The 13930-nt window shown below is 38.1% G+C and carries 16 protein-coding genes; 5 read left to right on the forward strand and 11 right to left on the reverse strand.

The window, feature by feature from the left end:
* Positions 1 to 2: 2 nt before the first annotated feature.
* A complete protein-coding gene (locus B7E07_RS16545; RefSeq protein WP_080847563.1) occupies positions 3 to 1007 on the reverse strand; it encodes a LacI family DNA-binding transcriptional regulator in 1005 nt (334 codons plus the stop codon).
* 207 nt (positions 1008 to 1214) lie between these two features.
* On the opposite strand from B7E07_RS16545, the gene B7E07_RS16550 reads away from it, so the two are divergent.
* The gene (locus B7E07_RS16550) at positions 1215 to 1934 is read left to right on the forward strand and encodes a sugar phosphate isomerase/epimerase family protein (protein WP_080847565.1); all 720 of its coding nucleotides are present in this window, start codon (positions 1215 to 1217) and stop codon (positions 1932 to 1934) included.
* A gap of 275 nt (positions 1935 to 2209) precedes the next feature.
* Here B7E07_RS16550 and B7E07_RS16555 read toward each other — a convergent pair whose 3' ends face one another.
* Positions 2210 to 2452, reverse strand: a complete 243-nt coding sequence (locus tag B7E07_RS16555; RefSeq protein ID WP_080847567.1) for a hypothetical protein — start codon at positions 2450 to 2452, stop codon at positions 2210 to 2212.
* A 264-nt stretch (positions 2453 to 2716) separates the two neighbouring features.
* Between B7E07_RS16555 and B7E07_RS16560 the strand changes: the two genes are divergently transcribed.
* Complete coding sequence (locus tag B7E07_RS16560; RefSeq protein ID WP_066447930.1) at positions 2717 to 2935, forward strand: alpha/beta-type small acid-soluble spore protein; 219 nt, start codon at positions 2717 to 2719, stop codon at positions 2933 to 2935.
* 69 nt (positions 2936 to 3004) lie between these two features.
* Here the strand turns inward: B7E07_RS16560 and fumC are convergent, their stop codons facing one another.
* The 8 genes from fumC to sigY all read right to left on the reverse strand — a co-directional run bounded on the left by fumC (position 3005) and on the right by sigY (position 10233).
* Positions 3005 to 4384, reverse strand: a complete 1380-nt coding sequence (fumC, locus tag B7E07_RS16565) for a class II fumarate hydratase (RefSeq protein WP_080847568.1) — start codon at positions 4382 to 4384, stop codon at positions 3005 to 3007.
* A 363-nt stretch (positions 4385 to 4747) separates the two neighbouring features.
* Complete coding sequence (locus B7E07_RS16570) at positions 4748 to 6508, reverse strand: ABC transporter ATP-binding protein (RefSeq protein WP_080847572.1); 1761 nt, start codon at positions 6506 to 6508, stop codon at positions 4748 to 4750.
* Between the two features lies 1 nt (position 6509).
* Positions 6510 to 8252, reverse strand: coding sequence for an ABC transporter ATP-binding protein (locus B7E07_RS16575; RefSeq protein WP_080847575.1), 1743 nt, complete (start codon positions 8250 to 8252; stop codon positions 6510 to 6512).
* 406 nt (positions 8253 to 8658) lie between these two features.
* Positions 8659 to 8976, reverse strand: a complete 318-nt coding sequence (locus tag B7E07_RS16580) for a YbjQ family protein (RefSeq protein WP_080847577.1) — start codon at positions 8974 to 8976, stop codon at positions 8659 to 8661.
* A complete protein-coding gene (locus B7E07_RS16585) occupies positions 8957 to 9160 on the reverse strand; it encodes a hypothetical protein (RefSeq protein ID WP_080847579.1) in 204 nt (67 codons plus the stop codon). Before B7E07_RS16585 ends, B7E07_RS16580 begins: the two co-directional genes overlap by 20 nt.
* A gap of 14 nt (positions 9161 to 9174) precedes the next feature.
* Positions 9175 to 9384: a sigma-Y antisigma factor component gene (locus B7E07_RS16590; RefSeq protein WP_080847582.1), complete on the reverse strand. Its 210-nt coding sequence runs from the start codon at positions 9382 to 9384 to the stop codon at positions 9175 to 9177.
* Positions 9381 to 9713, reverse strand: coding sequence for a YxlC family protein (locus B7E07_RS16595; RefSeq protein ID WP_080847585.1), 333 nt, complete (start codon positions 9711 to 9713; stop codon positions 9381 to 9383). Before B7E07_RS16595 ends, B7E07_RS16590 begins: the two co-directional genes overlap by 4 nt.
* Entirely contained in the window at positions 9697 to 10233 is a 537-nt protein-coding gene (sigY, locus tag B7E07_RS16600; RefSeq protein ID WP_080847588.1) for an RNA polymerase sigma factor SigY, read from the reverse strand. The genes B7E07_RS16595 and sigY overlap by 17 nt, the downstream gene beginning before the upstream one ends.
* A gap of 418 nt (positions 10234 to 10651) precedes the next feature.
* On the opposite strand from sigY, the gene B7E07_RS16605 reads away from it, so the two are divergent.
* Positions 10652 to 10966, forward strand: a complete 315-nt coding sequence (locus tag B7E07_RS16605) for a hypothetical protein (protein WP_080847593.1) — start codon at positions 10652 to 10654, stop codon at positions 10964 to 10966.
* Between the two features lie 32 nt (positions 10967 to 10998).
* Positions 10999 to 11517 carry a universal stress protein gene (locus B7E07_RS16610; protein ID WP_176215229.1) on the forward strand — a complete coding sequence of 173 codons (519 nt, stop codon included), beginning with the start codon at positions 10999 to 11001 and terminating at the stop codon, positions 11515 to 11517.
* Positions 11518 to 11904: 387 nt separating this feature from the next.
* Here the strand turns inward: B7E07_RS16610 and B7E07_RS16615 are convergent, their stop codons facing one another.
* On the reverse strand, positions 11905 to 12363 hold the full coding sequence (locus tag B7E07_RS16615) for a helix-turn-helix transcriptional regulator (protein ID WP_080847600.1): 459 nt from the start codon (positions 12361 to 12363) through the stop codon (positions 11905 to 11907).
* 213 nt (positions 12364 to 12576) lie between these two features.
* Here B7E07_RS16615 and B7E07_RS16620 point away from each other — a divergent pair, with 213 nt between their 5' ends.
* Positions 12577 to 13698 (forward strand): histidine kinase N-terminal domain-containing protein, encoded by a 1122-nt coding sequence (locus B7E07_RS16620; protein WP_080847608.1) that lies wholly within the window; start codon positions 12577 to 12579, stop codon positions 13696 to 13698.
* Positions 13699 to 13930 lie beyond the last annotated feature (232 nt).

Below are 13930 nucleotides of genomic sequence, written 5' to 3' on the forward strand. Positions count from 1 at the left end.
ATTTATAGTGATTCTCTTTGTATTAACGTTGGTTCAAAACGATAGATTTCTGCTTGATTTGCTTCTTCTTTTTGCTGAATCCTTTGAAATAATAGCTCTGCTGCCTTCTCTCCCATTTCAAAAGCTGGCTGAGCAACAGTCGTAAGAGCCGGATTATAGATATCTGCAAAGGAAACATCATCTATTCCAATCAGGCCGATGTCTTCAGGTATACTGAGCTTATTTTTCTTCACATACGACAGAAGTTCCATTAAACTGCGGTCATTTGTCGCCAAAATTGCTTTTGGCGGATCACTGAGCTGGAATAAATGATGTATAAGACTCTGCATGTCTGTCGTCTTCCCGCTCACAATAAATTCTTCCCGAATAAAAAGCTCATGGTGCTCTAGCGCTTTCTTATAACCGCTCAATCGCTCCACCCTCGGTGTAACGTCTGGCTCAATTGGCGGAGATAATACCGCAATTTTTGAATAACCGTGCTTTACGAATGAATCTACTGCCAGGAAAGAGGCTTTCTCGTTATCAAGCAATACAGTATCCGTCTGCAGTCCAATAATCAGGCGATCAATAAATACTACAGGGTAGTTCTCAGAGATTAACTCCTGATATTGCTCAACATTCTTTCCTGTTGGAAATAAGATAAGGCCATCAACTTGCTTAGCTCTTAACATATCAATATACTTCTTTTCCTTTTCCGGCTGATCATCTGCATTGCATATGATGACGTGAAAATCCTTTTCATTACAAACATCCTCGATTGCCCGAATAACCTGTGTTGAAAAAATATGCAAGATGTTTGCAACGATTACACCAATGGTTGTAGTTGATTTTTGCTTCAAGCTTCTTGCTAAAATATTGGGTCTATATCCGAGTACTTTAATTGTTTCTTCAATCCGATTTTTTGTATCTTCTCCCATATAATCAAAACGCTGATTTAAATATTGAGATACGGTGCTTTTAGAAACACCTGCATGCTGTGCAACATCAGCAATAGTTACTTTTTTCATTTGATATTCTCCTAGCGAAAGATAAATCGATTTACTAAATCGGTTTAGTGAAAGTATAAAATAAATGTAAGCGTTTTACAACCCGTAATTTTAAAAAAGTATTTTTATTTTCTAAACCGTCTCACAATTATGGATAAGCGCTTTCATTCATGTTATGATGTATCAGCTAAATCGATTTAGTTCATAAACGGCCAGGGAGGTTCTATTGTGACAAAAGTTATTCTGCCTACACTCATTTTTAATAATCACCATTCAATAGAAGAACAAGTGGATATGATAAAGGAATTTGGTGCTGATGGGATTGAAATTCGCCGCGAGCGGCTGAAGGATGTCTTACAGGAATTGAGTTTGTTTAAGCAGGAGATTAAATTAGCTGATTTTGATGCTGTGGTTTATTCTGTACCGGTAGAACTATGGCAGGATCCAATCTCCTTAAATCCCGATGCTGTAAATGCATTAAAACAAGCAGAATTTCTAAATGCAACACATATAAAGTTCTCGCTGGGAAAGTTTGATGCAAAACAAGCAGATGTGAAAGGGTTTAAAGAGTGGTTGGCGTCAAATTTGCCAAGTTCAATCACAATGTTAGTGGAAAATGATCAAACTCCATATGGAGGAACGCTGGATCCAATTTTATCTTTTTTTCAATGGCAAACAGAAACGTCTGTCCGAATGACTTTTGACGTCGGCAACTGGACTGTCCAAAATGCAGACTGGAGTGCTGCTCATCAGGAGTTGAGCACTTGGATCGAATATCTTCATTTAAAGACAGCAGCAAAAACGAATGAAGGCTGGGTTAATAAACCGGTGGATCTTGAACATTTAAAACTCCCATTTCCATCGTATACAGCGATCGAATTTCCATTAGATAACCCACAGGTTGAGGCACCTCAGTGGATTGAAATAATTAGGAAAGAAGATAACTAAATACATTACATAGGATTTAATCTTCTGGCAAATAAGGGTGGTTGTAATTTGGAATACGACCCCGGAAACCAAATGGCGGAGTGCTAAATGCTTATTCACGACACTATGATCCAGATAACGGTAAATCATGGTGTGATAAATGCTTAAACGGAAACACTAACTCAAAATCCATACAAAGTTTTAATAAGGGGCATGGGAAATTCTTATGCCTTATTCCCCTTTTTCTTTAGAGCAAATCAATGTACAACCCACCTATCCCCCTCTAAGCTCTCTATTTACTCCTCCAAAAGCTTCACGCTTTCCATTCCGCAATGAGAACATGTTAACAAATGTGGACACAATTGATCTCTATAATCATTTTGATAGCCATCCTCCATCTTCATAAGGTCTGTCGGCATGTATGCACTATAGTCATCATAATAATCCATAATCTTGCCATGATCATTCATCTCTCTGCCGCATTCTCCACATAACTCATGAAGTTCTCTAAAACCATTGCATATTGAACAGACTCCCATTATTCCCATCCTTTCAGCGTTTGAAGTTACTTATAGGATATGTAAAACACACTTTTTATTAGATGGAAAATATTACTGCTTTTATATCCCGCATAAACTTCTCAAAATCAAACATAATAGTTAGTACAAACAGCGGGTCACACACACACCGCAGCAACTCATACCGATGGGTTAACCCACTAGATGGAGCAAGAAATCTTGCGCTGGTGCAAGTCCAGCTAACCCAACCATCAAACAAAAAATTCATGAGGAGATGAATCAAAAATGACAAACCAAACATCAAGCAGAAGCAATTCCTCAAACCAACTTTTAGTACCAGGAGTATCTCAAGCACTTGACCAAATGAAGTACGAAATCGCTTCAGAATTCGGTGTAAACTTAGGTGCTGAAACAACTTCACGCGCTAACGGATCTGTCGGCGGTGAAATCACTAAACGCCTTGTGCAAATGGCTGAACAACAACTTGGCGGCGGTTCATTCTAATATCCTTTACATTTTGTAAAAATTTAATATTATGGCTTGGCCCCCTTGTAAAGGGGGCCATTTCCAATTTCAAACCATTTTTTGCGGGTCCACCCACTGGTTAAATTCAGCTGTATTCACATAACCCGTTTTCAGCGCTGCTTCCCGTAACGTAGTTCCTTCATTAAATGCAAGCTTCGCAATTTCTGCCGCTTTTTCATATCCAATATGAGGATTCAATGCCGTTACAAGCATAAGTGAATTCTGGACATGTTCTTGAATCATTTCAACATTTGCTTCCAGACCGACCATGCAATTTTTGTTAAAAGAGGTCATTCCGTCCGCTAAAAGAGTGACGGATTGCATAAAGTTATAAATGATCACCGGCTTAAAAACATTTAATTCGAAATTTCCTTGGCTTGCAGCAAATCCAATGGTCGCATCATTCCCAAAGATTTGACTGGCAATCATTGTAAGTGCCTCACTCTGAGTTGGATTTACTTTCCCTGGCATTATGGAGCTGCCAGGTTCATTAGCAGGAATCGATAATTCACCAATTCCGCTGCGCGGTCCACTTGACAGCCATCTGACATCATTGGCAATTTTCATTAGATCCGCTGCCAGTGCTTTTAGCGCACCGTGGGCCAGCACTGATTCGCTATGGCTCGTTAACGCCTGGAATTTATTATCGGAGGATTTGAATGGGTAACCTGTGAAACTGGAAATTTCTTTGGCTGTTTCTTCTCCAAATTGTTTATGTGCATTAATCCCCGTTCCTACAGCAGTCCCGCCAATCGCAAGGTCTTGTAAGTATTTTAAAGCATCTGAAATCATGTGCTGATTTTTCTCCAGGCTGCAGCGCCATCCGCTGATCTCTTGTCCTAATGTGAGTGGTGTCGCATCCTGTAAATGTGTTCGTCCAATCTTTACAATCGATTGATATGCTTCTTCTTTTAATTTAATGGTTTGTTTAAGATCATGCAGAGCAGGCAGAAGATTTTCTGAAAGTCCTTTGTATGCAGCAATATGCATAGCCGTAGGAAAAGTATCATTCGAGCTTTGTGACATATTGACATCATCATTCGGATGAATGCGCTCCTCCCTGCTCTCAGCTTCTAAAAATTCATTTCCACGCTTCGCGATCACTTCATTCATATTCATATTCGTTTGTGTTCCGCTTCCTGTTTGCCATACCGATAAAGGAAAATGCGTATCCCATTTCCCTTCCAGAATTTCATCACAAGCTTTTACAATAGCCGAACTCTTTGCTTTTGACAATCCGCTCAATCTTTCATTCACGATTGCAGCTGATCTCTTTAAAACGGCAAAAGCATAAATTAATTCCAATGGCATTTTTTCAATGCCGATATTAAAATTCTCTTTGCTCCTCTGCGTTTGGGCACCCCAATATTTATCCGCGGGAACATTGACTTCTCCAAGTGTATCTCTTTCAATTCTGTATTCACTCATGTTTCCTTAGTCCCTCCTTAAATTTCTACTACCCTAATATATTCATTTCCCCCATATTTAAACGTTCATAAACATATTTGGCAGTTAAAATGTAAAAAGGTTTTTAATTAGTCATGAGGCAGGAAACACTCCCCCTAACCACAAAAAAACTGCCGTACGGAAACCCGCAGGCAGTTACGCTTTCGCAATAGCATAACCAATAAAGTACCCAAGTACCATGATACTTGCTATTGCTAATGTAATTGAAAAGTCCTCCATCTATGTTATCCCCCTTTAAAAGGAATCTTCCTTTTTAACATACCATGCAAAAGAAAGGGGTTTTCATACATGTCAGTACGATTCTGTGTCCTTTATTTGAACAATTTATGAACGGATACCGAGAGCAGATTCCTTATACAGTGACTTTGCCTGCATTTCGTACATTTGCTGATAAATTCCGCCACTCTCCAAAAGCTCGTCATGAGTGCCTTGTTCTTTAATGACACCTTTTTCGAGCACAATTATCCGATCTGCATTTTTGATCGTTGATAGACGATGTGCAATGATAAATGTCGTACGTCCTTGCTTTAAGACATCCATAGCATGCTGAATGATTTCTTCCGTCTCTGTATCAATATTGGAGGTTGCTTCATCTAAAATAAGAATAGCCGGATCAAAGGCTAAGGCTCTTGCAAATGAAATGAGCTGACGCTGACCCGAAGATAATGTGCTCCCCTTCTCAATAACAGGTTCATCAATGCCTTTCTCCAAATGTCCTAACACACGGTCGGCACCTACTGCTTTTAATGATGCTTCCACTTTTTCTCTTGAAATCGTTGAATCATTAAGATTGACGTTAGAAGCAATTGTTCCTGTAAAAAGGTAAGGATCTTGAAGCACAATCCCCATATGTTTGCGGATGGATTGTCTTGGCAGAGAGGTGATATCCATCCCATCAATCATAATTTTCCCTTTTGATGGATCATAAAATCGGAATAGCAGGTTCATAATTGAACTTTTTCCAGAACCCGTATGACCCACAAGTGCGATGGTTTCTCCTTTTTTCGCTTCAAAGGATAAATCCTTCAAAACGTAGTTGTCGGCTTTATATGCAAAGGAAACGTGATCAAAAACAACATGGCCATCATATCGCGGAATATTCTCTTCAGACACTTCTTCTCCTGTCATCTGCAGAACTTCAAAAACACGGTTCCCCGCTACTAATGAGCGCTCGAGCTGCGAAAACTGATTAACAACATTGGTAATAGGATTAAATAAACGTGTTAAATAGTCTACAAAGGCATACAATGTACCTGCCGATGCAACTTCTCCTGCTGTAAATGACTGTGTGCCAAAATAGATAATAAAAATCATAAACATAATCAGACGGATCGTATTCACTAGATTAAACGAAGTGGCTGAGTCCAAAAACAGCAGCTTCCGCTGATTTTCATAATGAGATTCATTCATCTCATCAAATTCTTTTGTCATTTGTTTTTCGCGGCGAAAAGCCTGAATGATGGTCATTCCCTGTATTGACTCATTAATCATGGCATTCAGATCTGCAATTTTTGTCCGAATGATGTCATTATATTCAGCTGCATATTTGCGATAAAGAATCATCCATAAATAAACAATCGGGATCATAATCAAAGCTATTGCAGCCATTTTCCAGTTCAGTATGAATAATGCTGCATACACACCCAAAATCGATATTGCGCTTGTCGCAAAATTGGATAACACCTGAACATACAAATTTCGAATCGCTTCTGTATCATTGGTAACACGAGCGACAACCTTACCAGCTGGAAGATGATCAAAGTATTGAATCGGCAGCTTTTGGATATGTCCAAAAACGTCTTTTCGCAATTTCTGAATGATCCTATTAGCGCCCATCTGCAAATAAATATACATAAAATATCTCAACAGCGCGGTTGCCAATGCTAATACAAAGTATAAGCACAAAAGCCATGCAATCGGTTCAATTTGCAGATCTCCCACAACCATATGTTCATCAATGATATATTTAGCAATGAACGGACCAGCAAGCTCTGTCAAAACAGCGATTGATAAGAAAAACAATCCTAAGAATATCGGTTTCTTAAAATACATGGCATATTGAAATAATTGTTTACCTGTATTCATTTTATGCCTCGCCTCCTTCTAGCTGCTGGCGGTCATATTGCTCTTTGTACCAGCCTTTTTGCTGCAGGAGCTCTTCATGTGTACCTTGTTCAATAATTTGCCCGTTTTCCAGAACAATGATTAAATCTGCATGCTGTATTCCAGACAAACGATGTGTAGTGATAATCGTCGTTTTATCACTTCTTTCACTTTGAATATTTTTAATAATGCTCGTTTCTGTTTTGGCATCTACTGCAGATAACGAATCATCAAGGATCAGAATTTCTGGATCTTTTATTAAGGCGCGGGCGATGGAAACACGCTGCTTTTGGCCTCCAGATAACGAGACACCTTTTTCTCCCACAAGCGTATTTAACCCATCAGGCAGATTTTCTAAATCCTTTGTAAAGTGAGCAAGGTAAATCGCCTTATTAATATCATCTTCAGTAGCATTTTCCTTACCGAAGAGGATATTTTCTCTGATCGTTCTTGAAAATAAAACATGATCCTGCGGCACATATCCGATCCAATCCAGGATTTGTTCTTTCGTCTGCGAAGCTATATCCACATCATTGATATTTAATCGGCCTGCTCCAATTGGATACTCACGAAGCAATTGTCTTAAAAAAGTTGTTTTTCCAGCTCCTGTTTTGCCTACAATTCCTAGCGTTTCTCCTTTTTTCAAGGCTAATGAGATTTCCTGCAGGTTTTTCACCTGACTTGTTGGATACTGGAACATTAAAGATGTAAATCCAATTGAATCAGGGTTTTTTACGGCAATAGGGGATTCACTATCCTTCACATCTGCTTGATAATTCAATGTCTCTTGTACACGATCAAGCGATGCATTTCCCTGCTGCATAACATTAATAAGCTCTCCGATTGCAAAAATTGGCCAAACAACAATACCTAAATATACATTGAATGTAACAAGCTGCCCGACAGTAAGCTCTCCTGCTGATACAAGAACAGCTCCATAACCAATCGCTACAACATAGCTGATGCCCGTTCCAATTTTGGTGATTGGATTAAAGAGTGCATTGATCTTAACGGTATCCATATTCTTTTGGTATACGTCCTCAGACATATCAGCAAAGTTCTTTTCATCCTTCTTTTCCTGCACATATGCACGTACAACTCTGACACCTGCAACAGATTCTAGAACATTGTCATTTAGCACACCAAATGAATCCTGAGCAAGCATATACCTTTGATGAACAAGCTTGCCCAGATACTGAATAAGAATCGCCATAATCGGTACAGGCAGCATTGCAAAGAAAGTAAGCTTCCATGAAATGAGAAAACCCATCGCACAAATAATGGCTCCCATAAAAAGAGTCGAATCAATTAATGTCATAATACCGAAGCCAGCCGTCAGAGAAACCGCGTTTAAATCATTGGTTGCACGGGCCATTAAGTCCCCTGTCCGGTTTTTTTCATAAAATGTAGGTGTCATCTTCAAAAACTGCAGCATTAACTTCCGGCGCATAATTTTCTCTAAATCAATTGCACCGCGAAATAAACGGTATTGCCAAATAAAGTTTAGAATATAGCCACCTATAATAATCCCAATAAAAATATAAACATACTGTAATAGATCTGCTCTGGTAAATTCTCCAAACGTAATCTGATCAATTATTTCTCCCAGCAAAAAGGGAGGTATGACCTCTAAAACACTTGCGATAATCAGCAGTACAATCGCTACTGTATATTGCTTCCAATACTGTTTAAAAAACCAGCCAAGCTTGCCTAATACATCAAACATCTTTCACACCTGCTTTCTCTTCCTCCACTCGTAAGCCGAAGCTACCCACTATCCAGCAGCACCTTTTTAAAGTTCAGTTGGGTTTGTCTGTTCCATATCATCATCCACTAGCTCCTTTTATTTCACGTCACTAAATTTAGGCAAAAATAAAGATGCATACCCTAAAAAGAGCATGCATCTCATCTCAGGAGGTATAGTGATTTGCTCATACCTCACGTATAATCGCCAAAATTTACGCCAAATTCGGATATGAACAATGTATGAAGTTGGATTTATCTACTAGTCTTTTCATTTCCATTGTTCTCTCCTCCTTTTTTGTAAAAATATTAGTGCTCTTGAAGATTACCATTTTTTTCTGATAATTGTCAACAGTCAGAAGTCCATATTTACACTTTTTAAATAATCATCATTCTTCCACATATACCGCCGTTCCATAAGCGATGATTTCAGCAGCATTCTGCATAACGCCAGCTGTTTGCATGCGCATCCCAACAATCGCATTTGCTCCTTTGCTCCTTGCATCTTCTACCATTCGGCCAATTGCTTTTTGACGCGCTTCTTCCATCATTTCAGTGTACTCGCCAATCTCACCGCCAACAATCGTTTTTAATCCGGCAAGAATGTCTTTTCCAATATGCTTTGACTGAATGGTACCTCCTCTGACAAATCCTTTCCATTCTTTAATGACCTTACCAGGTACCGTTTCAGTAGTTGTGATAATCATTTTGATCGTCCTCCTCTTTTTCCTTTTTACGCTCTGCAATTAGAACAATAATTAATATAATGACAGCAGCAAAGTATATGATATAAAAAATAATGGCAGTCCAAATATTAATAAATAACATGACAAAACAAAGCAATTGTCCTAATAGTCCTAACCATAAAAGCCATTGTTTCATTCTCTGCATAGGCATCATTTCCTTTACCTTTTATCGTTCTTTCGCCCTTGCTTTTTAATAAAAAACAAATAAACCAGCAATGGCATTGGAGCCTGAATCATACCGATAATTCCCCAAAACCAATAATTATGTCCATTTTTTCTTGCATCTCTAAACAGATAGATGCTTTGACAAATCAATATAACTGCCGCAGTGATCATAATAGAAATAGGATGCTCAACATCGGTGTTCATGACTGTCCACCTCTTTTTAGGGAACTAGAGAATGTACCATAGATCGAGATGAGTAGGAAAACAGCTATTTGAATCAGAAGAAAAATCTCTGGACTAGTATACAGCGTGAATAAGACGAAGCATAAAACTGTTAAACCTATAAAGGCAAAGAGCCAGTTGTCTCTATGCTGCTTTTTCTTAATATGCTGTATTTGATGTACTGTATACCGTTCAAACCAGTCTAAACCCCTGTCTTCATTCTCTATACTATTATCTAATCCGCTCAGACCGCGAACTAGCTCATCTTCTATTCTTTTCAGTTCCTCATCTTGCCTATTTTGATTCTCCATTATCTGTCTTCAGCTCCTTTCTGATCGCTTCGATCCCATTGTGTACCCTTGACTTTATGGTCCCTTCGGATTTATTCATCATCTCAGCAATATCGGCGTAAGAATAGCCGTAATAATGCTTTAATATGATAGGTATTCTCATGTTATCTGAAAGAGTGCCAAGTGCCTGCATCGTATCATTCCAGTCTTCATTTCGGTATTCCATTTGCCATCTCATTTGCCGCTGCTGCATTTGGTCTTGTTTCCAAAGCTGGTGCCGGCTATTTTTCCGCTTATTGTCTACATATACATTTGTCGCAATGGTAATCAGCCATGAAGAAAACTTTGCTTCTCCTTTGTATAATGAAATTTTTTCAATCACCTTTGCTATCGTTTCTTGTGTAAGATCTTCGGCCGTATGTTTGTTCATTGTAAGCTTGATGCAATATTTAAAAAGGAAAGAATAATGTGAATGCAGCAGCACTGCCAGGGAATGTTGGTCACCTTTTTTAGCTTTTTGTATTAATATCTTATCTTCCATCCAAAACCCCCGCTTCTGCTCCACTTGTCTATAAGACGTATTAATCGAAAAAAAGTTCATTTTAATATTAAATTTTTTCCACAAATGATTTTTGCCCAAGACAATATGTCTGTTGATTGAAACTGAATGTTGCGAAACTCCAGCAAGACGAGTGGGTAGCTTAGACCCCACAGAAGCTGTATGCGACGAGGAAACTCAGTACCCGCCTCGCCGAAAAGCGCGTGCTATGAAGCGGAATCTAACTAACCTAATAATAGAAAAACAAGTAGTAATGACATGCAAATTGGGATTTTTTTAAAAATAATAGTTCCATTTACACATTTTCCTTTGAACGGTTTACTTTGTTTTTTCGGCGGGTAATTTTCTGATAACAAAGCAAGGTGATCAGATAATTTCATCACTAAAAGGAGTTTTTATTATGAATAACATCGAATCTGCATCTGTGATTATAAAAAACAAAATGTCTATGAAATCAATTTTAGATCTTTACCAAAAAAGCAAAAGCTTTAAGGGCACAGCATTTTTATATAGCGGGGATAAACTAACTCAAGTAAAGAATTTACCTAAACTTGTATCTTTCTTATTGACTGTTACTCCAGGCAGTATTGTTAAAATTATTGTCGAAGGAACACACTCAGAAAAACATCTGCAAAGCATCTCTGAAATCTGTCAGCAGCCTGCAGGTAAGCATTCTCTAAACAAAGAATCAGCTTATAATTCTATCCAAATTTGATTAAACGAAAAATGCTAAGGAAGGTGAGAAACATGAATGAACAATTTAACTGTATTGTAGTTGCTTATGATGATTCAACAGCAAGTCAAAATGCACTGAAAATGGCTAGTAATCTTGCAAAAGGCAATCCTGATTGTTCATTATATATTGCTCACGTATTTGAAGAAAAGGTTGCAAATAGGACATTACAGACTCAGCCTGGCTATCAGCCGCTTCGTGCAAATGGTTTTGGCTTAGAAGGCATGCCTATTCCACCCGCAGAGGATCGACATGAAGATATTTATCCTGACACACATGCACAAGTCAGCAATAGTGCAGATCAAGCCCTTTTTAATGCAAAGCAAATTGTCGCAGGATCCCATGCGAAAACGGACTATGAAGTGTTAAATGGAGATCCTGCCGAAAGCGTCTGCGAATTTGCATCACAAAAAAATGCAGACCTTATTTTAACAGGAAGTTCCCACAAAAGCGGCCTAAAGAAACTATTCCTAGGCAGCACGAGCGAAAAAATCCTAAAAAATGCCCCATGCTCTGTTTTAGTTGCACAATAAGTAGAAAAACTCTTATAAAAAAAGATTATTGTACCTTTAACTACTTTATAAGGATATTTTAGCAGTATGCTTGTTGATTGAAACGGAATGGTGCGAGACTCCTGCGGGACGAGTGGGGAGCTGAGACCCCGCAGGAGCGTAGTGACGAGGAGGCTCAGCGCCCGCCCCGCCGGAAAGCGAGTACCATGGAGTGGAAATCTAAAAGCAGCAAAAAAGAAAACACTTCACGTGGTGTTTTCTTTTTTTTCCCTCCATAAAAATCTCAGCAACCTATCTATAATCGAGCTCTTCTGCAAAAAAAAAGCAGCCTCAGCCGCTTATCAATCGTTTCATATATTCTAATTATGCTTAAAAAGCTTCCTTCATCTGAAATACAATGATAAAAAGTTAAAAGTACTCCTTCACTGCTTCCTGAAACCTCTCTTTAGAAGATTGTTCATCAAAACTGCTATAAATGCGAAAGTGATCTTGATCAATAATACGGAAATGCTGACTAATAATGTTCTGCTGGAGAATTAACCCATCCTTTTTCTCCACTTCACGCCACCAGATTTTACCACCCATTGTTTTTTCTTTTCTGTAATCAATTCCTTCTCTTGCAATTGTTTCAAGGACTTCCAATGGTTCATTCCCAAATAAAAACCTTACTGTTTCGGTTTCACGAAAAAGTGCACATACAGCTACAACAGTAGACCAGCCGGCTTCAGCCCTGCCTTTTTCAATTTGCACGAGCGTTTTTTTTGAAACACCAATAATCTCTGCCATTCGATCTTGAGTGTATCCTGCTTCAGTTCGAATAAGCCGTAATTTTTCGGATACTTTCATAATAATTTCTTCTCGAGTCAATATTGATTCAGTCCTTTTGGATTCGTGTAAAATTACACATGATACCACTATTATAAAACGAATTCCTTATTTATTTCAAATTCTAGATATTTTTTTTTATGCAACTAAATAACGATTTTTCAATTTTCGACATCACCTAAAAGGAATTTATTAATTGTAAGCGAATCTATTATAGTATTTAAAACGATAATTCACTATATTATGGAGGCCTTCATGCAAACTGTCACAAAAGAAACTGTACTGCGTTGTCTGCAAGCTAAAAAACAAGAGCTGTTAAGCGATTGGATGGGACAGCTTAAAACGAAAACCAATGACCCTCATGCCCAGCAGATTTATCAGAACGGAAACGATATGTTTGAATTATTTGTTGAGTCCCTTTTTGATCAAGAACATGTCCTTAAGGAAAAAATCAGTACATTCGCATTAAAGATTGCACATCAGCGTGTAGAAGCCAATATAAATATTGGCGATTTTGTTTACAATGTGAACAGCGGAAGAGCCGTTATTTTAAAATTTGCATTAACCTTACAGTTAGAAACAGAAGAACTGCAGATTTTTGTTGATCAATTGAATTCATGCTTTGATCAGTTCCTTTACTACTCTGTCTCTCATTATAGTGAAACCCAGAATAATATTATTAAAGAAAAAACACAATTTATCGACTCTACCCATAAAGATAGACTGACATTACTTGGACAGATGACATCAAGCTTTATTCATGAATTTAGGAACCCGCTTACATCAATCCAAGGCTTTATACAGCTTTTAAAAGCTGAACATTCTGACATGAAATATTTGGATATTATCTCAAATGAAATTGAACAGCTAAATTTCCGCATCTCTCAATTTTTGCTTCTATCAAAAAAAGAATTGATTGGAAAAGATAAAATTGTCTTTTCTTTAAATGATTTAATAGATGAAGTCCTTATTTTCCTTTATCCCAGTATTCTGGATGGCAAAGTTAAAATTGTACAAGATCTTGCCGAAGATACCTATCTTGAAGGCTATGAAGATGAGATTAGGCAAGTGTTTATTAATATCATTTTCAATGCAATTGATGTATTAAGTCCCGACAGAATAAATCCAATAATTGAAATCAAGTCATCCATTGTTGATGGCAGGATAAAAGTCGATATTGCGAATAATGGACCGGAAATACCTGAGAACCTTGTTTTGACAATTTTCGAACCGTTTTTCACAACCAAAACCCTTGGAACTGGACTAGGTTTATTTGTTTGCCGGGAAATTATTGAGAAGCATCGCGGCACACTCACATGTACATCAGAGACAAGTAAAACCGTTTTTACCATGCTGCTTCCAATCGCGAAAAAATAACTTGTTCATTCATTGTTGTCATCAAATAAAAAGTGATGCCTCTACAATACGAAAAAGGTTAAGCTTCAATATAAGTCCTTTTCCTTACCCTGCGGAGTCTCACCCATTCCTCTATGGCTCGGCGACCGTGGGGCTCCGCTCTATTCATCAAGTTAAAAAATGTATTTTATGCAACAATAAAAAACCGAATGATTAGAGCGTGTTATTGTTCTAATCATTCGGACGTATCACT

This window comes from Cytobacillus gottheilii, from assembly GCF_900166665.1.
GTDB classification, from domain to species: domain Bacteria; phylum Bacillota; class Bacilli; order Bacillales; family Cytobacillaceae; genus Cytobacillus; species Cytobacillus gottheilii_A.

What these genes read in the sequence shown, in the direction of transcription:
- B7E07_RS16545 (WP_080847563.1), bottom strand. Translation starts at nt 1,007, where the DNA reads ATGAAAAAAGTAACTATTGCTGATGTTGCACAGCATGCAGGTGTTTCT.
- B7E07_RS16555 (WP_080847567.1), bottom strand. Translation starts at nt 2,452, where the DNA reads ATGGGAGTCTGTTCAATATGCAATGGTTTTAGAGAACTTCATGAGTTA.
- B7E07_RS16560 (WP_066447930.1), top strand. Translation starts at nt 2,717, where the DNA reads ATGACAAACCAAACATCAAGCAGAAGCAATTCCTCAAACCAACTTTTA.
- fumC (WP_080847568.1), bottom strand. Translation starts at nt 4,384, where the DNA reads ATGAGTGAATACAGAATTGAAAGAGATACACTTGGAGAAGTCAATGTT.
- B7E07_RS16570 (WP_080847572.1), bottom strand. Translation starts at nt 6,508, where the DNA reads ATGAATACAGGTAAACAATTATTTCAATATGCCATGTATTTTAAGAAA.
- B7E07_RS16575 (WP_080847575.1), bottom strand. Translation starts at nt 8,252, where the DNA reads ATGTTTGATGTATTAGGCAAGCTTGGCTGGTTTTTTAAACAGTATTGG.
- B7E07_RS16580 (WP_080847577.1), bottom strand. Translation starts at nt 8,976, where the DNA reads ATGATTATCACAACTACTGAAACGGTACCTGGTAAGGTCATTAAAGAA.
- B7E07_RS16585 (WP_080847579.1), bottom strand. Translation starts at nt 9,160, where the DNA reads ATGCAGAGAATGAAACAATGGCTTTTATGGTTAGGACTATTAGGACAA.
- B7E07_RS16590 (WP_080847582.1), bottom strand. Translation starts at nt 9,384, where the DNA reads ATGAACACCGATGTTGAGCATCCTATTTCTATTATGATCACTGCGGCA.
- B7E07_RS16595 (WP_080847585.1), bottom strand. Translation starts at nt 9,713, where the DNA reads ATGGAGAATCAAAATAGGCAAGATGAGGAACTGAAAAGAATAGAAGAT.
- sigY (WP_080847588.1), bottom strand. Translation starts at nt 10,233, where the DNA reads ATGGAAGATAAGATATTAATACAAAAAGCTAAAAAAGGTGACCAACAT.
- B7E07_RS16605 (WP_080847593.1), top strand. Translation starts at nt 10,652, where the DNA reads ATGAATAACATCGAATCTGCATCTGTGATTATAAAAAACAAAATGTCT.
- B7E07_RS16610 (WP_176215229.1), top strand. Translation starts at nt 10,999, where the DNA reads ATGAATGAACAATTTAACTGTATTGTAGTTGCTTATGATGATTCAACA.
- B7E07_RS16620 (WP_080847608.1), top strand. Translation starts at nt 12,577, where the DNA reads ATGCAAACTGTCACAAAAGAAACTGTACTGCGTTGTCTGCAAGCTAAA.